This is a genomic window from Streptomyces sp. NH27, from assembly GCF_056859195.1.
Window position 1 is genome coordinate 1 of record NZ_JACEGK010000003.1, and the last position, 18,073, is coordinate 18,073.

The following is an 18,073-nucleotide window of genomic DNA, read 5'->3' on the forward strand; positions in this document are numbered from 1 at the left end:
TCGTGCGCTCCTACCTCTCCACCGCCCGCAAACACGGCCTCAACCCCATGACCGTCCTCCGCGACCTCTTCGCCGGAAACGTCTGGCTACCGCCCACACACGCGTAATCAAGCACCTGAGCAGTCACATCCGCTAGTTGACAGGTCTCCTCCATATCGTGATGACTCAGATCGGCCGCGGCGGCTATGGGGAGGATTCGGATTTGCGTGCTACTGATGCGCGGACTTCGGCCGGCGCCTTTCGAGGATGACACGAGATGGCGATAATTGGCACATCTAGCGCTATGGCCAGGCGCAAAATCTTGTCGTTGCTAGCGCTGCTGAGGCCGCGTTCCAACCGTGAGAGATGGCCGCGATCAATCCCGAGCCCCCCGCCATCTTGCGCGGTCAATTCGGAGATGCGGCGCAGGCCAATTCCTTGGCACTGGCGTATAGCTCGTATGGTCGGCCCATTGGGGATCAGGGCATGGGGGCTGTCGATCTGTCCGGGTAGAATCTTTCCGGAGACCGTGATGGCGGCAACGGGCACTTCGAGTACGTCAGCCAGGCGCATGACCGTCTCATCGCTGGCGCATGGGAGGCCGGACTCCATTCTGACGATTTCCCGAGAGTCGATCCCAGTTCGGCGCGCCATGGATAGGGGATCAAGTTTGCGAAGAAGGCGCAGCTCCCTCAATCCCGAACCCAAAATGTGGCTTCCCCACTGCTCTCGCTTCAGAGAAGCGAGGGGATAGTCCAGGACCTCGGCGATTATCGAGAGATTCGGCGGCGTGGCGCTGCGTCGACCCGCCTCAATATCGCACATTAACTGCTCAGAGATTCCTACCTGAGCCGCGAGCGCCCGCTTGGTCAACCCAGCTCTCTCCCGCGCCCAGGTGACGGCCTCGGGCTCATGGAAGAGCTGGCGTGGACGGCGCCGGGTGCGGGGTGCCTTGGCGGCTCCAGCGCTGCTCACTGCGTGGCTTCCCGCTCGACGGGGTGGTGGGAGGCACAGTCGCGCCGTGCCGCGAGAAGAGCGGGCCGTACCTCCTGGTCGAGGCGGTCGGCCTGGACGCGGAGTTTGGCCGCAAACTCCGCGAGGCCATCCGGGTCGAGGTCAGCGATGCGGCAAGCCACGGTGACGTCGATGGTGGCGGTGGGGATGCGGGGGTCGGGGTCTTCGGCGTACGGGTTGCAGTCGATGCTGCTGGAAAGCATCTGCTGAAGGGTCCCGTTGTTAGCGTCGATGACCTGCCCACTGAACGTGGCGTGGTGGCTGATGTCGCTGAGCCGGGTGCCGAGGTGTTCGACGGGCACTCCGGTCTCGCTGGGGTCGTCCGCCGCCCACGCGGGGAGGTAGCCGCTGACCTTGAGCCCGGTCGTCGTGGTGATCGTCCAGTGCGCCCCAGGGCTGGATAATTCAGCAGGGGGCCCGGCCGGGACGGGAAGGGCAGTGTTCATCATTGAGGTCCTTGTTGTTCGGATAGAAGCACGACCGGCGTCTACGGCAGTGGTCGGCGGTGGAGGGGGAAAGCGGCCGCGATCGGGGGCGGGTCTTCCAACTCCCAGCTGTGACCGCCCGGGTGCCCCTCGAACTCACTGCACGGGTGGTCCACTTCGCGTCCGGCCGGGCAGTCGGCGCGCTCGACCACGGCGGCCGGCTCACCGCGGTCTCGCCACAGCACCCACAGCGTCCCCGCCTCGGGCCCGCGCAGGTTGAGCACGGCACCGTAGTGCCGCGGCCCCGTGTGGGTCTCGATAGTGCACATCAAGCTGGCGCTCACGTCGTCACGGGTGTACGTGTCAGCATCAAGAGCATTCGCCATCTCCAGCACGGTGCGCTCCAGCGCGGCCGGCATCAGAGTTCGCCGGCCGCATATGAACCGCTGTGCGCGCTTGACGGGCATGCGTCTGTCCTTCTGGTGTTCGTGCTGGTGATGGGAGGCCCGCTCCGGCCGAGGCGACCAAACCTGAGTCCTCCCCGCCGGGGACGAGCCGAAAAACGGGGCCTCGCAGTGGACTCTGTGCGGCCAGAGCGGGCCGACTGTGGAGCTGAACGGTCAGGGGCCGTACGGGTTGCTCGCGATGGCGAGGCCGATCTCCAGCCCACACGCCACTGCCAACGCGAGCGCCACGGCAATCCCGGTCCAGCCGAGCAGGATGACTATCCCGCACTTCCTGAGCACCTGCGCGCCACCGCGGGCAGGGACACGGTTGGGCGACTTATGCACCTTGCTCACCTCTCTCATCGGATGTTTCGCGGCCGTCGATGACCAGCCGCTCCACGGCGATTCCTCCGCACAGGGCTCCCGGGCTGTCCAGCGGCACCGCCCAGTAGGGGCCGGGTGCGGGCTCGGTGCGTGCGACGGCCGGCACCCCGAGGTACGTGTCCGGTCCGAAGCACTCAGCGTCGGGGCACCTCCAGTACCGCGCGGTGCTGGCCGAGGTGATCGCGTAGTACAGCGAGTACCGCGGGTCGACGAACACGGCGCCCCCGAGCATGCGAGCGAGGAACTCGGCCACCTCGGCCGGCGAGTCCGTGCCAGCAGCAGCATGGACGCACCTGGCAGGGATACGGACCGCGGTGAACACCCTGCCGCAGCGCAACAGCGCGACACCGTGAACAGCCCATTCAGTCCGCGCGTGCGCGGGATTCGTCGCAGCGGTCAGCAGCCACCGCTCCGCGGCGGCCCGGCATCCGCGGCGCGCGTCGTGCTGAACGGCCCGACGTCGGAGCGGGCCGCTTCCTACGGTCGTCATGAGACCCCCTGGAATCGGCGTGCCCCAAGATTGCTCCCGTCGCGCGCCGGACTCACTCCGGCAACTCCATGAAACCCGGCGGTTTTCATCGAGCGGCGGTGATAACACCGCGCTGGGTCACAGCAGCTCTATGAAAACCGACCGCAGATGCTGAACAGACGCCTACCGTGGGTGACAGCGGGAGACAGGAGGCCAGTCGTGCCACGTACGGATCACCGCAAGGCGGCGGCACAGACGCTGGCCGCGCGCGCCACGGCCGAGGGATGGCATCCATGGGTGCTGGCGTCGGCCGTCGCCGCTGAGTGCGAGTGCACGCTCCTCCAGGCGCACTGGCTCGCTCGGGGCTGGACTCTCGACGACGTGCGCTTCCGACTCGCTGAGCTGGGCGCCCGCGTGACGGTGCAACAGATCTCGACGTGGGAGACCGCCCGCGGCAGGCCGAGCGAGGGCAACCTGGATGTGCTGTGCCGCCTGTACGAGACACGCCCCGACCGTCTCGGCTATGGCCGCGACTACACCCCGGCCGAGGACGACAGCAGAACCACGCCCGCCCCGTTACCGCGGATCGAGGGCGCGCCGGCGGATGCGACCGCAACCCTCGAACCGGTCGGCGCGGGCCCGCTCGCCCCACAGATACTCACCGCCCTGCGGCAGATCCGTACCCGCATGACATCCGTGCTGGAGTCCTCCCTGTCCGAGCTGTCCATCGAGCAATGGGAGCGCGGGGCCGAGGAGTACGGGCACGACTACCAGATCCGCCCGCCGAGTGAGCTGCTCACGGCCAGCGTCAGCGACTTCGCCGAGATCCAAACCCTTCTCCAGCGTCGCCAGTCCGCCGACACCCGGGCGCGCCTGTGCCGCATCACTGCCCAACTCGCCGCCACCGCCGGCATTGCCCTGGTCGCGCTCGGCGAGCATCGCGAGGCCCGCGCCTGGTACCACGTCGCGCAACTGGCAGCCGACGAAACCGGAGACCGCGCACTGCGCGCCTGGCTCGTAGCGCGCGAGGCGGTCATCCCGTTCTACTTCGGTGCGCCGACCGCATCCGCGTCCCTTGCCGAGCGGGCCCGCCTCCTGGCCGGGTCCGCCGTGTGCTCCACCGCGGCGTGGGCACCCGCCTTGGAGGCGCGAGGGCTTGCCCGGATGGGACGCGCCCGCGAGGCGCAGGACGCACTCCGTCTCGCGAAGAGCGCGTTCGACCGACTCGGGGACGGCGACACCGCCGACACCGCCTACGGCTACACCGAACGGCAGCTCGCCTGGCACGAAGGCAGCATGTGGACCACGCTCGGCGACACCCGCCGCGCACAGGCAGCACTCGACCGGGCCCTGACGCTCTACACACCTGACGAACACCTCGACCGGGCCCTCATCGCGATGGACACCGCGCTGTGCCTGCTTCGGGTCGGCGAGATCTCCGTGGCCTGCCGAGGGACGGAACAGCACCTCCTGGGCCTGCCGCCGGAGCACCTGACGGGCATCGTCGTGGCCCGGGCCCGCGACGTCCTCAACGCCGTGCCGGCCCGTGCAACGATGTCGGCCCCCGCCCGAGACCTCCGCGAACTCGTCCGGGAGTCGAGCCGGGCCGCGATCACCGCCGGCTAACGCATCGCCAGCAACCGCAGAAGTCCCGTCACCGCGACACCCGCAACGATCTCCCGCCGGTCGATCATGTCCGCAATCGCGTCCAACGGCCGCCACTCGATCCGATCCGCCTCGTGCGTATCGACCGGGTCCGTCACCCGCACGCCGTCCCGTGCGAGGAAGACGTGATGCCGGGCGTCGCTCATGCCGCCGATGGGCTCGTTGTACGCCAGCGGCCCCAGCAGGCCCGGATCGACTCGATACCCGGTCTCCTCCAGAACCTCCCGGGCCGCGGCATCCGGCAGCCCCTCACCGTCCTCGACGATGCCGCTCGGGATCTCCCACGACCAAGAGCCCGTGGCGAACCGGTGCCGCCACATCAGCAGCACCTCGTCATCGCTGTTGAGGAGGACGGTGGCGGCCACTGGCGCGAACTTCACGAGGTGGTGCTCGTACCGCTCACGCCCCGGCGGCTCGACATCGACAAGGTCCAGGCCCACCCAGGGGCTCGTGTAGATCGTGCGGGCCCCGTGGACCGTCCACTCGCTCACTGCACCTCCGGACGCCGCCGCCGTGATCACGTCAGCCTGCCACAGGCCGTCACCCGCGCCCACCCCCCGGCCGTATATCGGCTGTTTATCCGGGAACGCGTAGCCTGTGCCGGTGCCCCCGACCTTGCTCGCCGTGGATACCCCACGCCCGCCGGAGGCCGGGATCAACGAACAGATCCGGACCCTCATGGACCTCCCCGCCAGTGCCGAACGCACCGAGGAGTACGTCCGGCTGCTCACCTTGTGGGCGAAGGCAACTGCGCCAAAAGGACATGTCCGGACACTGTCCGACCAGCCCCCGCGTATGCCAAGGCCGTCACCGAAGGCAGCCGGGCCTGGAAGACCCCGTGACCATGCGCCAGGAACACCAGACCAACATGCTGGAGCGCGACCCGGAGCTCAACATCTGGGCTGTCCTGCCGGAAGGGCTCCTGCGTCAGGAAGTCGGCGGACGCGTCGTGATGCGTGCCCAGATCGAGCACCTCATCGGCCTCGCCAACACCAACCCCAGCATCACCGTCCAGGTGCTGCCGTTCCGCGCCGGCGCCCACGCCGGGATGGACGGGCCGTTCATGCTCATGTCCTTCCCCACCGGGCGGGACCTCGTGTGTATCGAGTCCATGCGAGCCCTCCTCCACCTGAACGAGCCGGAGACGGTTGAGGTCTACCGCACCACCAGTGACCTGCTCAAAGGCGACGCACTCTCCCAGAAGGCGTCGGTTCCACTGCTCACCACCATCGCCAAGGATCTTGCATGAACAAGAACGACCTCGACCCCTCCTGGGGCGAGTCCCAGCTGCGTGACGCCCAATGGCAGACCAGCAGCAGCGGCGGCCAGACCTGCGTCGAGATTGCCTTCCTCGACGACGGCATCGTGGCCCTGCGCGACTCGAAGAACATCGGCACGGTCCCTCCGCACCTGTTCACCGACGCCGAATACGACGCGTTCATCGGAGGCATCCTCCGCGGCGAACTCCGCCGCGGCTAACTTGTGCAGCGTCCCTGACAGTCGGCCAGCCCTAAGCACATCGGGCTGGCCGACACGGCGGTCACGGTCGCCGTCTATCCCGAGGAAGGGATGGCAGCACTCAATGACCGTGTCCGCGCTGCGATGGACAACATCCCAGGAATCATGCTGAGGCCGCGTGAACAGCGCTTTGGGCCAACGCGTCGCTAGCGGTCCTGCTCCTTCGCGGGGGACGGCTTGCGGTGCCGACCGTGGCCCTTGCCCAGGGCCGGACGGTTCCACTCACCAGGCTTCTCCTCGACCGGCTGCGGTGGGTACAGCAGGGTTTTTGCAGCAGTCAGGTCGCCAACGACGCACATTGTCGCCCATTCCGTACCATTCCACTCCTCGATGACCCGAGGCGCGTCCGGGTCGACGTGCGTCCCGCCCGCGGCGTGGCTGGCGGACCCGGACGCCTACTACGCCTACGTGACCCCGCAGGCCGTCGAACCTGGCGGCGGCCTGCCCACGCCGGTCCACACCAAGCAGTCCCCCGCGGAGTCCTCCTGCAATCTGTGCACCGCCCCTGCCGGCAGCCGATGGTGTCCTCCTGGCCGCCGTGGCTGATCACCTCTGCCAGTGGCAGGACAACCCGGACGGCCTGGATAAGAAGCAGTTCGAAAAGGGTGTCCAGTGGCGGCAGGCCATCCTCGCTGCGGCCCCCACGCCTACTGTGCTGTCCCGGCGGGGCGGCCCCTTCTGGGTGTGACCAGCCGGGCGTGTCAGCCGAAGGCGGAGAAGGCGCGCTCTTTCCTGTTCTTGTGAGCGCGCCGCACGTCGTGGAAATCGAGCGCTTCCCGCGCCTTCGCCTGCGTCTGTTCGGCCACTCTCCTGGACTCGGCCACCACGTCGCCTAGCTCCCGGACCAGCTGGCCGTAGATCGGTGGATGATCAGATTGCGGTGCGGTACTCATAGTGTCTGATCCTCCCCGCTCTCCGACCATCTGTCAGGCCCCCATCCCAGCAGGCAGGACACGCCGGGCTGAATCTGCCGTAGCTCAGGGCTGATCTGCCGGTATCCCCGATGATGGAACTGCCGGGCAGCAATGGAGCACAAGGGAGCGCATATGACGGTGGAGGCCGACACGCCAAGCGAGCGTGTTGTCGGGCGGGTGTGGATGGTGCGCCTAGACCCGTACGGCCGCCCGTCGGCTGGAACGGTCCGGCTCTCTTGCTCCCGACCGAGCTGCACCGACCAGCGCTTTTCCAGTACAACTGCCGCGCGCAAGGCCGCCGTCGACCATGTCAACGGGCACCTCGCCGGCATCCGGACCGGCGGCGGCCCGCGCGACCAGGCGTGGTGCAGTTGCCGCGCCACCGACTGCGCCTGGCACATTCCCGAGGCACCGGCCGGAAGGGCAGATTCGCCGCGGACGCCGACACGGCCAGCGGCTGGAGCGGTGCGGTGCGCAGGCCCCGTCGTCCTGACCGTGTACGCCGACCGCGCCGGGCGGCTGTGGCGGATCGCAGAAATGTGCGCGCGCTGCGCAGCCGCCACTCCCGGCTGCCGCGTCCTGGACACCGCCCCACCCCCGTCCCGGCCGACTGCCAGCCTGTCGGGACCGGACGCAGCCGGTACGCCGGCTGCCGGCCAGAAGCCGGCGGGCGCGGCGGTGGCCATGTTCTCCGACCACGGCACCGCCTCTGCTTCTCCTGCGGCCGAGGCTCCTCCACCAGCCGGATCTTCCGCTGTGCCCCGTGCCCGGAGCACGGCACCAGGTGGAGCATCCCGGCCGCCGAGGCGGCCGGGAAAGATCGCGCAGCGGATCGTGCCGCACACCCTGCAGCCCGATGTCCTGCGCCTGGAACTCATCGAGCTCGGTGACTCCTTCCGCGCCTACCAGCAGCGTCCCGAACCTGACCTGGTGCTCCTGGCCGAACTCCACGACCGCAAGTCCCGCGCGTTCACCCTGTGGGCCGACGTCACCGGCGATGAGAACCTGCGCCACGAAGCCCTGCGGGCCGGCGCCGCCGCGAAGACCACACGCGAGATACACCACCACCGCTCCGGCGAGCCCGCCGACGGCACCAGCGGGCAGGAAGGGCCGCTGGTGGAACGGCTCCTGACCCGCAATCAGGCGGCGCACGCCCGCACCGTGCTGGACTACGTGCAGGCCAGTGCCCCGCGCCCGGACGCCGCCGTGCACCTGGCGGTGCTCATGCTCACGCTGCGGGCCGCGCGCGCTGGCACAGGGAACATCACCGGACAGGACCTCACCGGCTGGCTACAGGATGATGCCGAGCGCGTGCTGGAGCAGTTGCTCGCCGCCGACTGGCTGCGCCTGCCCGGCACAGTCGATCAAGCCCTCGCCTCCCGGCCCGAGGACCCCACCCAGATCACGGTCCCCGCGCTGCTGCCCGACCGCCCGCAGCCATTCGACTTCGGCAAGACCACCCGCTCCAGGATCTCCGGCTGGGCGCAGAAAGCCGCGGGTGACCGCAAGCTCCGCAAGAAGAAGGCGGCCCCTGCCACGCGGCTCCTGGCCCTGTACACCGCCGCCCACTCCGCCCCTCACGGCCGCCTCGGACACCCCCACGACGACGGCGGCGGACTGCCCTTGGAGCAGGCCGCAGCGTTCTGCGCCCTGCCACCCGGCCAGATCGCCGAACACGCCGAACTTCTGGCCGCCGCCGACTGGCTCGCCGAAACCGAGGTCGCCGCGGGAAGACTGCGCGGGCAGCTCACCGAGCGCATCCTGCCGCTGTCCGGACTGCTGTAGCCCCCGTTGACCGCGTCTTGCCCTCGGCGGCCCGGGCACACTGGAGGCGGACGGTGAGGTCGTAAGGAGGTCGAGGGCGTGGGCGCTATCAACATCGAGCACAGCGGGCCTTGGACGGTCGCCGACGTCCTCGCTCTGGAGGAGGACCGCAGGTACCGGTACGAGCTGCTCGAAGGATCGCTGGTCATCTCCTCGGCCCCAGGCGTGGGGCACCAACGGGCCAGCCATCGGCTCGCCAACCTCCTGGAGACAGCCGCCCGCACGGCAGGCGCCCGGGTCGAGGTCCTGCAGGGCATCAACGTCACGCTGCCGTACGGCCTGGTCGTGCCGGACATCGTGGTCGCCGACGCGGACGCGACCGCCGAAGCCGACGTCTCGATCGACGCGCAGGCTGTGCTGCTGGTGATCGAGCTGGTGTCCCCCGGCAGTGGGACCATGGACCGCGCGTTCAAGCCCGTCCTGTACGCCGAAGCCGGCGTGCCCTTCTACGGGCGGCTGGAGAGCGGCCCTGCTCCGATGCTGGTGCTCTCCGAACTGCGTGACGGCCCGTACATCGAGCGCGCCACCGCCCTGGCCGGCGTCCTCACCCGGGTCGACGCACCGTTTCCGTTCGATGTCGACCCCGCGCAGTTGGTCCGCCGCTGACAGGACGAAGCCCCGGGCCGCCGTGGGGGGCGAGCGGCACCGGGACTTCATCGTGGGGGCTGCGAGGTTCAACGAGCACGCCCCCGCGATGGTTACGCGGCGGCAGGCTCCGGGCTGAGATGGCAGGTCGCGGCCGGAGACGTGCCGGCGAAAGCCGGACGGAGAAGCAGCCCCGGCGAGGATGTCGTTCAACCCGGCGAGAACGCTGCCGTGCGCTGACGGCGTGGGCCCATGGACGAGATCCAGTGCCTGTCACCAGCGGCGCAGGTCCTTGCGGAGTTCTTCGTACCACTGGTGTCGTTGGGGGCTCGCGGCGGTGGGTGCGGGCCCGAGCGCGACGACCTGGTCGTCGATGCCGTAGGTGAGGCGGTACAGCAGCACGCGGGTGGCGCACTCCAGCCAGCAGTCGGTTTCCTGGGCGGGCGGCGCGGAGCCGAGAGCGGTGGCGAACCAGGCGGGCAGGAGCGAGCGGTTGCTGATGGCGTCGGCCAGTCGGCTGCGAAGGGCTATGGTGAGGCGTTTTTCCGCCCGTGTGCCTGCTGCTATCGTCGGCTGCTTGTCGGCGCGGGCCGCGGTGTCGGCGGCCAAGGCGTCAGCGGCCTCTTGGGCGCCGGCGGTCTGCTTGGCTACTCCTTGGCGCAGCGTGGCCTCGCTCGTGATGGCGCTGCGCAGTTGGCCAGCGGCTTCGGTGTGGCCATCCGTGCCGTAGCGGTTGGCGGCCAGCGCGCCGGCCAGTTCGATGACTTCCTTCCTGGTTGCTTGGTGTTTGCCCTGCGTGTCGTGGAATCGTTCCACGCGGGCCCTGTGGAGGTTGCGGGAGTGGTCGCTGAGGAGGGCGCCGGCGGCGTTCCAGCCGGACTGCATGGTGCGGGCCAGGGCGTGCTGGTCCTTGGTGAAGGTGTCCAAGTCCGCGGCGGGTGCTCCGCCGGCTGCCATGACCTGGCCCTCCAGCAACCGCACGTGCTGGGTGAGGCGCTTGACCGCTTGCCATGCGGCGTCAACGCGGCCGCCCAAATCTCCTTCGATCTCGTCGACCCTGCCGTCGACTCGTGCGATCTCGCTTTCGCATTCGGAGACGTCGCTGCGGATACTGCGCAGTTCGGAGTCCAGGTCGTCGGTGTAGCCGAACCGCGTCTTGAGGCTCTGGTGTTCGCTGTCCAGATCGTCCAGGCGGCTGTCCAGGTCGCGGACGCGCCGGTCGGTGTCCTGCAGCCGGTAGTCGAAGTTCTCCGTCACTTCGCGGCCCCCTGCTCGTCCATGGAGGCGGTGCCCACCGCAGCCCAGCCGACCAGGACAGCGATGATGAACCAGGCCGACAACACCCCCAAGACGACCAGGACGAGCAGCGCGCCCAGGAAGTGCAGACCGATGGCCGCTTTACGCCGGGCCCGGTGCTCCTTCGGGATCGCCTTCAGCGACCAGCCGGCGAAAGTGGCCAGCAGGTGCGGAATGACCAGCACCAGCCACCAGGCGGTGTGCCCGGAGAGGAACACCGCGGCAATGAGCGCAGCGGCAACGCCGCTCTGAGCCCGCCAAGACCAGAAGATGGCTCTCTGGCTGCGCACGCGCTGCGGCTCGGCGAGCCGGGCGGGTAACTGCTGCTCAAAGGCCAGCAGCGTCTGCGCGCTCTCCACCAGCGCCTCGAACGCCTCGTCCGCCACCGTGTCGTCAGGAGAGAGGGCGACGACGCGCGCATGCTGGTTGGCCAGAGCACGAGTGAGGTCCTTGTGCAGCTCGTGCAGGTCGTGTTCCGTCTCGGCCATCGGCTCCCCGTCGCAGACTTCCCCAGCCCCGCCCCTCCGCCAGCGGGCGCGCGGCTTCGAGTATCGCGACTTCCGAGCCAGCCCACTGGATCTTTGCTCAGGCTGGCGTGAAACCTCCCAACGAGGGCGCCGCGCCTCCACGCCGCCCACCAGCGGATGACCTGATCCCCGCCGCTTATTCATGGAGAGGAGTGCGGCGTTCTGGTTCCGACTCCGGTGGCTGGCTGACGTCGGCGAACACGGTCACCGCGCCGTCGTGCTGCTTGGTGCTCAGCGACCGGCTGGTGAAAGTCCCGGCGAGCCGGTCGGCCGAACGAGCCCCGACGACCCGCGGCCGTGGCGCCGCTGACGGCTCGCCACCTGCAGCGGCCAGGCGACCGCGACCGTCCGTAGTTGCCCGGCCGCATGCCCGCGACGTAGCTATCCCCCGCCGTTCGACGGGAGTGACGGGATACAACCGACAGGTGCACTCCGGCCGCGGTTCTCTTGTGTTTACGCGGCTGGGCCCTGTGCGCCCAGCGGTACGGTCCGCAGGTGTTCCCAGGTGATGGTTTTGCCGTGCTCGCCGCTCGTGGCGGTCACGTCGACGAGGCTGATCTCCTCGATGTGGAGCGGGGCGTGGCTCGGCCGCACTCGTCGGAGGAGGCGTTGTGCGGCGTCGGAGTCCGCCTTGGCGTAGGCGTAGGCCGTGGTCAGGTGTTGAACTCCGAACTCGTACTGACAGGCGTCGTCGCCGAGGGCGGCACGGGTGCCAGCCCGGGCAGCGGCGTGCAGGGCCCCGAGCTCGTGATCGGGATGGGTGTCGGCGATGGCGACTTCGCTTGCGTAGCTGAGTACGGATCCGATCATGATGGTGAACGGCGCGATGGTGGCAACGCGGTGGGTGACCTCGGCGACAAGTCTGTCTCGCTCGGCTTGGTCGATCAGGTGGGCAGGTCTGCTGATCTGGTCGTGATGTGCAGCCAGCGATGTTCGACTGGGGTGATGGGGAATCCGGCGTCCAGGAGGGTCTGGTTCGAGTCCGTGACCAGTTGGGCGAGGGCATTGTGGCGCGGGTCGTCCCAGTCCACCTCGACGTACCAGTGGAGCAGGGTTCCGGAGTCCCAAGCCGCCTTTCCCTGCTTGAAGTTGAAGGCTCGCATAGATCGGAAACGTAGTCGCTGATGCCTCCAGGCGGTGGTGGTTGTAGCAGGTTGCCCGGAAATCCCCGGGGTCAGGAAGGAGGCGTCACGCCTTGCCCATGCTCTGTGTGAGCGGTGTGCCAGGCGTCCCGGATCTCCTGGCGGAGCTTGCCCCGGGCCGGTACGTCCATTCCCTGGTCGCGGGCCCAGGCCCGCACCTCGGAGACGGCCGGCACGGGATCCGTGATCGTCGCCGTGGCGGCCGGTGCGACGTGCCGAGCTGCTGTGGGCAGTCTTTCGAGCGGAGTCGTCATGAAGCCGCGGCGCTCGAGAATGCGGCGGCGCCTGTGGTGCATCCCCTCCAGCCAGGGGACATCGGCGTCGAGGTAGTCGTGCGCTTCGACGTGGGACTTCTGCATCTCGGTATTCCGCATGATGCGTCCCACCTGCTGGATCACCCGGCCCTTGAAAGCGATCGGGCTCGGAAGGAACAGAGTGTCGAGCCGAGGGGCGTCGAAGCCTTCCCCCGCCAGCTTGTCGATCGCCAGGAGCACCAGCGGTCCGGCGGTCTCGTCCGCCAGGGCCGCACGGACGCGAGCGCGTTCGGCCGACGGCATGCCGCCGTGCAGCAGCAGAGGTTGGATGCTGTGCGCGGAGAGGGCGGTGGCGAGCTGGTGGAGGTGCTCAACGCGGTTGGTCAGAGCAATACTGCACCGACCGCGACGGGTGGCGTCGGCGATGTCCGCAGCGATCTGGGTGTTGCGGTCCTGGTTCGCGGCAAGTTCGGTGTAGATGGCCTGGAGGGAGGCGCCGTCCTTGCCCGTCTCGGCGGTGGCGAACGAGGTGGAGTGCACCACGAGGTGTTTGTCGAAGGCGCTGGTGTCCTCGATCTCGTGCCGGATTGGCCCGCACTGCATCGTGATCAGCGGGTCCATCTGATCGGCGCGGTAGGGAGTGGCGGACAGCCCGATCCATCGCTCGACGCGCGTCCGGCGGATCGCGGCCTCGGCTCCTTGTGCGCCCACAGCGTGGCACTCGTCGACGATGACCAGCCCGTACCCGTCCAGCAGGTCATCGGCGGCGTCGCGGTGGCTGAGAGTCTGCAGCATGATCAGATCGACCACGTGGCCGCGGCGGTCCTTGCCCCCGCCCAGCGAGCCGACCCGGGCCTCGCCCAGATCGAGGAACGTGTCCAGGCGGTCCTGCCACTGGGCCAGCAGCTCCGCCCGGTTGACGATGATCGCTGTAGGCGTCTGCGCGGCGGCGAGCAGCGCGCAGGCCATGACCGTCTTACCCGAGCCCGGGGGTGCCACGAGCACCCCGGCGGGATGGTCCTTCATCGCGTCGACGGCCCGCTGCTGTACGTCGGCTAGCTCTCCGGTGAACCGGACGGCGATGGGCGCGAGGTCGGGCAGGTCGCTGGTGACGGTGAGCGCACCGCCGGCGGCGGCGATGAGCTGGGCGGCCTCATCCGCAAGGCCGCGCGGCAGCTTCAGCCAGTCCGGGTCGGTGGCGTCGAACGAGCAGACCAGGCGCGGGGTGTCCCAGGTGGAGTACCGCTGGCTCTGGCGGCGGTAGAACTCCGGGTTGTGGAACGATGCCGCGTGCTTGAGCGCGGCGAGCAGCGGAGACGGCAGGCCCTCGGTAGCGATCGCGAGCATCGACGACATCCGCGCCGCAACGGTCGCGGGGGCCTTGCCCAGGGCTCTGCGCCGGGGCTTGGGCGGCAGGACTTGTGTCGCCATCGCCGCGGGACCGGCCTGGACCTGGCCGAGCTTGTCGACGAGCGCCTCGACCTGGCCGGGGGTGAGCCGTTCGGCGCGGGAGAGGTGAGCGAACTGGTCGGGGTGGGGCGTCCACGTCTGCGGGTCGCAGAAGAGCGTGGTGCCCTTGAGACGGGAGATGCCCTGCAAGGGCAACGCGATCAGGTTGCCGAACCGGGCGTTGCCCTTCGCGTTCGTCGGCATCAGGTCCTGGGCGGGGAAGAGCCGGTCGTAGCTGGCCAGCGTCATCTGCCCGCGGGCGTCGATCGCGCGGCGCAGCAGCGCCATGCCGAGCGCGCGGGCGGTCACCGCGGCGACGGGAGCGGTGAAGAAGATCCACACGTGAGCGCCGGCCCCGGACCGCGAGATCTCCGTGAGGGCCGGTACGTCCGCTTCCTGGCAGGCTGCGGCGTAGGCGGCGGCATCTGCGCGCCAGTCACTGCCGTCCTTACCGTCGAAGTCGACCGCAAGCAGACGGCAGGTGTCGTCGGCCAGCAGCGGGTACAGACCGAGGTGCACCTCCTCGTGCCCTGACTCGGGGCGGGCGAGGTGGTTGTAGACGGCCTGTTCGCTCAGCGGCCAGAACACCCGCTCGGTGTCCTTCTTGTTCTTGGCGAACGGGTTGTCCTCGGCCGGACTCCAGCCGGTCCTGCCAGTCCTCTTGCTGGTCCACCGGGTGGCGTAGACGTCCTCGCGGCCGGCGAACAGCGTCCTGAAGAGCGCGATCTTCGCCTCCGTGCTGGAGGACGCATCCGCGTACGGCAGGCTGCCGTCGCGCTGGAGCACCGGCGCGGGGGTCTCGGGAACGGGCGGCAACTCAGCCAGACTGTCACCGGCGGGCATACCCAGTCGCGCACGCAGGGCCGTGTTCTCGGCTTGGAGCTCGGCGAGTCTGCTGTGCAGCTCGGCGCTCTCCTCGAGCGCCACGTCGAGCCGGATCCGCAGCTCGGCCGGATCGTCGCAAAGGGACCAGTCATCCACGTCTCTCATGATCCAGACCGGACGCGGGGTCCGCAGCTACTTTCGGCGTCTTTTGCGGGCGTTGCCCGCGGGACCCAGGGTGGTGGCATCGCCGCCTGTCGCTCTCGGGGCTTGTGCCGGGGGCCATGGAGGTCGCCGAGTTGGTCGGCGTACGGCTGCGCGGCCGCCACGACCCGCTGGCCAAGGCCGGTGAGCTGCATCGTGCGGGCGCTACCGCCTCGGACCAGGAGTCGGCCGTCGAAGTCTTGTTCCAGCTTGCGGATCTGCAGGGTCACCGTGCCCGGATCGAGGTCCGCGGCGCGGGCGAACGCCTTCAGGTTGGGATAGTGGACGGCTTCCAGGAAGCGGCGCAGGCGCCGCTGTCCGCCCTTGGTTCCTGCCGCCGGCCGCAGCAGCGCAGGAAGTTGAGCCAGTCTCGCGGCTGTTGCCGCGGTCGTTGGCCGGGGCCTTCGGCTGCGATTCGGGCGAGGACGGGGCAGGACGGCACGGACCGTGGCCGCTGGAAGTGCGAGCTGCTCAGCCAGGGGCATAACAGCGGCGAGGACGTGCTGGCCGAACTCGGTGGGCTCCATCGGCCGGTTCTTCAACGTCCGCACCAGGAACGGGCCGCCGATCTCCTCTTCAAGACGTCGGAGGTGGGTGGTGACATTGTGGCGGGACAGACCGAGCGCTGTGCACGCCTCAGCGAAGGAGCGGTACCCGGCAACCTGGACGAAGGTTCTCAGCCGGCGCACCTGGTAGTTGTTGCCGAGCACGGGGCGCACGACATCGGGGATCGTCTCGACATCGAGATCAGGGCGGCTGAGGTGCCGGTTGTTCTGCCGGGGGATCTTGTGATGCCGGGCCCAGCGCGACACGGTCGGTGAGGAGACGCCCAGCTCTGCGGCGATGTCCGCGAAGGACCGGTTCTGCTCGACGTACTGCTGGTGAAGCCAGGCGCGGTCGAGCAGTTCCTTGGGACCGCGGGTGCCGTCGCTTTGGCGGGGCAGGTGGGGGTGGCGAGGCAGTCCGTACTCGTCAACGAGCTGGGCCACGTGCTTGCGGTCGAGTCCGCGTTGCTCGGCGATCTCCAGGAAGGTCCCGTTCTGGTGTACGTAGAGCTCCTCGAGAACGTTCCGGGGCAGCTTCGTGCGGGCGATCTGTAGTCGGGTGGGTAGTCCGCGACTCGACGTGGCTCTTTGCGGTTTGGGTGGCCGCGGGCGGTTGCGCCGTGGTTTCGGGGTGCGCGGTCCGGGAGCCGGATGCTCGGTGAGTGCGAAGCGCAGGGTCCGCGGATCGGCGCCGAGGTGTCGGGCGATATGCATCGGACTCTGTCCGGCGCGGACGCGGTCGTGCAGGTCGTCGAGGTCGAGGCGTTCCGGGTCGGTGCGTGGAAGGTCGAGGCCGTCCAGCAGCTCGGTGGGCGGCTCCCAGATCAGCGGCTCCTCGTCGATGCCCTGGTGGACGAGGAAGTCCCGTCCGGCTTGGTCGAGTTCGGCAAGGAGCTCGGGGGTGAGGAAGTAGGGGAACTGGTTGCGGGCGTTGCGAAGGGACGCGGTCTGAGGCGGGAGTTGAGGCAGACAGGTGTCGGGCAGTCCGCTGATCCGCTCGAACAGCAGGCACCGGGCGGTGGGATAGCGTCCGCCGTTCCCCGGCGACTGGACGGCCTTCTCGCACGCGCTCAGCCATGCTTCCTGGGGAAGGAGTGCGGTGTAGTCGAGACGCCGGCGGCGTGCGTAGTCGATCGGTACGTCGTGGCCGTCGAGGTACTCGGCCAGGCGGATCAGGGCGACCTGGATGTCGTGCCATTGCGGGGCGTCGCGCAGGGCCTGCAGCGCGTGGGTGGCGATGGGCTGGTCGATCAGTCCGCCCAGGTGCCGGGAGATCATCGGTGCGAGTTCGGCCCGGCTGTCCACCAGCATCAGCGCCGCGGAGAGTGCGGTGCCCAGGTGCTTGCGGAGCTGAGCGGGTGGATCAAGGCGGGCTGCCCAGCGCGGCCACAGCACCGTCGGGATCTTGGCTCCCCGGCGGGCCAAGGTCTGCGCATCGGCCGACGGGCTGCCGGGCCGGGCGGCGGCCGAGCGGTATCGCAGTTGGTCCACCGAACGCAGCGTCGGACCGACCGCTGCCACATGCACGGTCTGCAGCCACGGGCTGGCGTGCCGGGCCCAGACGCGGGAGACCGTGGGGCTGATGAAGTTGCCGCGTTCCACTGCGGCGTCCAGCAAGAGCCGCATCGGCGGCGCCGCCCGCTCCACATCCGCCCGTCCCAGGATGCTCCAGGCGGCGGTGACGGTCGCGGCCGTGGCACCGGCGCTCCCTGGCACCGCACGCCCCACAGGGTCGAGGCCCGCTGACGTGGACGCGTAGGTCAGCAGATCGGAGGGGACGAGCTGGGCGAGCCGGTCGCCGGACATGACGAACAGCGCCCGCCGGCCGAGGCCCTTCACGTCGGCCAGGACATCGAGGGCAGGCTGGGGCGCGTGCCGGTAGACGCCGAAGTCACCGATGCCGGTGGTGACGGCGTCCACGAGGTCCTGTTGCGCGCGCAGAGCTGGATGATCTGCCTCGAAGCGGAGGGTCTCGGTGGTGTGCAACGGGTGCTGACAGCGAGGACGCGTGCCGCTGTCCGGCCGGGGACCGGCGCGGTCGCACAGTCCGGGGGCGGGGATGACGGTGTCGATGTGCCGGCGACGTCGCTGCGGTCCCGCGCACTGCGGGCAGGTGTCGGCCAGCAGACGTCGGTGCACAAGGCAGGCGTACAACCAGCCGAATCTCCAGGTCAGTTGCCATCGGCCGCCGCTCTCGGCAAGGCAGTCGGGGCAGAACCGCGAGCCGGTCCCGGCGCTGCGCCGCCAGCTCCGGGTGCGGTGCAGGGCGCGCTTGTTGTGGTCGATGACCAGGGCACGCTGGTCGTAGTGCTCCAGCGTCATTTCGCGCAGTGCCTCCGGTGCGAGACCGGTCGTGACGCGCAGGCGCTCGGCTTCGTGCCGGTGCAGGAGAACCAGCCACGGAGCACGAGCGGGCAGGGCCTTGCCAGGTGGCCTGTGGCCCTCGATCAGCCCCACCTCGGTCAGTACTTCCCCCATCGGCGTACGCAGCTTCGCGGCGAGCGCCTCCAGCCAGGAATCCAGGGCCTCGCCGGGCACCGGAGTGATCCGCAGCGGCAACGACCGCACCGTAGTCCCCACTCCGTGCACAGCGAGGCCCTGCATCCCCGGC

The 18,073-nt window shown here is 69.3% G+C and carries 21 protein-coding genes; 7 read left to right on the top strand and 14 right to left on the bottom strand.

All coding sequences use genetic code 11. From position 1 onward, the window contains the following. Positions 1 to 183: 183 nt before the first annotated feature. The 5 genes from AC13HU_RS00735 to AC13HU_RS00755 form a co-directional block, all read right to left on the bottom strand. Positions 184 to 954, bottom strand: a complete 771-nt coding sequence (locus AC13HU_RS00735) for a helix-turn-helix domain-containing protein (protein ID WP_483039695.1) — start codon at positions 952 to 954, stop codon at positions 184 to 186. Further along, positions 951 to 1,439: a DUF6907 domain-containing protein gene (locus tag AC13HU_RS00740; protein WP_483039696.1), complete on the bottom strand. Its 489-nt coding sequence runs from the start codon at positions 1,437 to 1,439 to the stop codon at positions 951 to 953. Before AC13HU_RS00740 ends, AC13HU_RS00735 begins: the two co-directional genes overlap by 4 nt. A gap of 41 nt (positions 1,440 to 1,480) precedes the next feature. Continuing rightward, on the bottom strand, positions 1,481 to 1,885 hold the full coding sequence (locus AC13HU_RS00745) for a hypothetical protein (protein WP_483039697.1): 405 nt from the start codon (positions 1,883 to 1,885) through the stop codon (positions 1,481 to 1,483). Positions 1,886 to 2,038: 153 nt separating this feature from the next. Next, entirely contained in the window at positions 2,039 to 2,218 is a 180-nt protein-coding gene (locus AC13HU_RS00750) for a hypothetical protein (RefSeq protein ID WP_483039698.1), read from the bottom strand. Further along, the gene (locus AC13HU_RS00755) at positions 2,202 to 2,738 is read right to left on the bottom strand and encodes a hypothetical protein (protein WP_483039699.1); all 537 of its coding nucleotides are present in this window, start codon (positions 2,736 to 2,738) and stop codon (positions 2,202 to 2,204) included. Before AC13HU_RS00755 ends, AC13HU_RS00750 begins: the two co-directional genes overlap by 17 nt. Before the next feature lie 198 nt (positions 2,739 to 2,936). Here AC13HU_RS00755 and AC13HU_RS00760 point away from each other — a divergent pair, with 198 nt between their 5' ends. After that, the gene (locus tag AC13HU_RS00760; RefSeq protein WP_483039700.1) at positions 2,937 to 4,343 is read left to right on the top strand and encodes a helix-turn-helix domain-containing protein; all 1,407 of its coding nucleotides are present in this window, start codon (positions 2,937 to 2,939) and stop codon (positions 4,341 to 4,343) included. Here the strand turns inward: AC13HU_RS00760 and AC13HU_RS00765 are convergent. Next, on the bottom strand, positions 4,340 to 5,041 hold the full coding sequence (locus tag AC13HU_RS00765; protein WP_483039701.1) for an NUDIX hydrolase: 702 nt from the start codon (positions 5,039 to 5,041) through the stop codon (positions 4,340 to 4,342). The genes AC13HU_RS00760 and AC13HU_RS00765 overlap by 4 nt on opposite strands. Before the next feature lie 104 nt (positions 5,042 to 5,145). Between AC13HU_RS00765 and AC13HU_RS00770 the strand changes: the two genes are divergently transcribed. Beyond that, positions 5,146 to 5,631, top strand: a complete 486-nt coding sequence (locus AC13HU_RS00770) for a DUF5753 domain-containing protein (RefSeq protein WP_483039702.1) — start codon at positions 5,146 to 5,148, stop codon at positions 5,629 to 5,631. Continuing rightward, entirely contained in the window at positions 5,628 to 5,861 is a 234-nt protein-coding gene (locus tag AC13HU_RS00775) for a DUF397 domain-containing protein (protein WP_483039703.1), read from the top strand. Before AC13HU_RS00770 ends, AC13HU_RS00775 begins: the two co-directional genes overlap by 4 nt. A gap of 185 nt (positions 5,862 to 6,046) precedes the next feature. Here AC13HU_RS00775 and AC13HU_RS00780 read toward each other — a convergent pair whose 3' ends face one another. Then, positions 6,047 to 6,232 (bottom strand): DUF6087 family protein, encoded by a 186-nt coding sequence (locus tag AC13HU_RS00780; protein ID WP_483039751.1) that lies wholly within the window; start codon positions 6,230 to 6,232, stop codon positions 6,047 to 6,049. On the opposite strand from AC13HU_RS00780, the gene AC13HU_RS00785 reads away from it, so the two are divergent. Then, on the top strand, positions 6,231 to 6,446 hold the full coding sequence (locus AC13HU_RS00785; RefSeq protein ID WP_483039704.1) for a hypothetical protein: 216 nt from the start codon (positions 6,231 to 6,233) through the stop codon (positions 6,444 to 6,446). The genes AC13HU_RS00780 and AC13HU_RS00785 overlap by 2 nt on opposite strands. Continuing rightward, positions 6,439 to 6,588, top strand: coding sequence for a hypothetical protein (locus AC13HU_RS00790; RefSeq protein ID WP_483039705.1), 150 nt, complete (start codon positions 6,439 to 6,441; stop codon positions 6,586 to 6,588). The genes AC13HU_RS00785 and AC13HU_RS00790 overlap by 8 nt, the downstream gene beginning before the upstream one ends. Positions 6,589 to 6,601: 13 nt before the next feature. Here AC13HU_RS00790 and AC13HU_RS00795 read toward each other — a convergent pair whose 3' ends face one another. Next, positions 6,602 to 6,793: a hypothetical protein gene (locus AC13HU_RS00795; RefSeq protein ID WP_483039706.1), complete on the bottom strand. Its 192-nt coding sequence runs from the start codon at positions 6,791 to 6,793 to the stop codon at positions 6,602 to 6,604. An 855-nt stretch (positions 6,794 to 7,648) separates the two neighbouring features. On the opposite strand from AC13HU_RS00795, the gene AC13HU_RS00800 reads away from it, so the two are divergent. Continuing rightward, positions 7,649 to 8,599, top strand: a complete 951-nt coding sequence (locus AC13HU_RS00800) for a hypothetical protein (protein ID WP_483039707.1) — start codon at positions 7,649 to 7,651, stop codon at positions 8,597 to 8,599. Between the two features lie 78 nt (positions 8,600 to 8,677). Beyond that, positions 8,678 to 9,244 (top strand): Uma2 family endonuclease, encoded by a 567-nt coding sequence (locus tag AC13HU_RS00805; protein ID WP_483039708.1) that lies wholly within the window; start codon positions 8,678 to 8,680, stop codon positions 9,242 to 9,244. Positions 9,245 to 9,496: 252 nt separating this feature from the next. Here the strand turns inward: AC13HU_RS00805 and AC13HU_RS00810 are convergent, their stop codons facing one another. The 6 genes from AC13HU_RS00810 to AC13HU_RS00835 all read right to left on the bottom strand — a co-directional run bounded on the left by AC13HU_RS00810 (position 9,497) and on the right by AC13HU_RS00835 (position 18,021). Next, positions 9,497 to 10,480: a hypothetical protein gene (locus AC13HU_RS00810; protein ID WP_483039709.1), complete on the bottom strand. Its 984-nt coding sequence runs from the start codon at positions 10,478 to 10,480 to the stop codon at positions 9,497 to 9,499. Beyond that, positions 10,477 to 11,007, bottom strand: coding sequence for a hypothetical protein (locus AC13HU_RS00815; protein ID WP_483039710.1), 531 nt, complete (start codon positions 11,005 to 11,007; stop codon positions 10,477 to 10,479). The genes AC13HU_RS00810 and AC13HU_RS00815 overlap by 4 nt, the downstream gene beginning before the upstream one ends. Positions 11,008 to 11,499: 492 nt before the next feature. Then, positions 11,500 to 11,856, bottom strand: a complete 357-nt coding sequence (locus tag AC13HU_RS00820; protein ID WP_483039711.1) for a hypothetical protein — start codon at positions 11,854 to 11,856, stop codon at positions 11,500 to 11,502. Positions 11,857 to 11,930: 74 nt separating this feature from the next. After that, positions 11,931 to 12,149: a hypothetical protein gene (locus tag AC13HU_RS00825; RefSeq protein WP_483039712.1), complete on the bottom strand. Its 219-nt coding sequence runs from the start codon at positions 12,147 to 12,149 to the stop codon at positions 11,931 to 11,933. A gap of 71 nt (positions 12,150 to 12,220) precedes the next feature. Then, entirely contained in the window at positions 12,221 to 14,881 is a 2,661-nt protein-coding gene (locus AC13HU_RS00830) for a TOTE conflict system archaeo-eukaryotic primase domain-containing protein (RefSeq protein ID WP_483039713.1), read from the bottom strand. After that, on the bottom strand, positions 14,878 to 18,021 hold the full coding sequence (locus AC13HU_RS00835) for a TniQ family protein (RefSeq protein ID WP_483039714.1): 3,144 nt from the start codon (positions 18,019 to 18,021) through the stop codon (positions 14,878 to 14,880). The genes AC13HU_RS00830 and AC13HU_RS00835 overlap by 4 nt, the downstream gene beginning before the upstream one ends. Positions 18,022 to 18,073 lie beyond the last annotated feature (52 nt).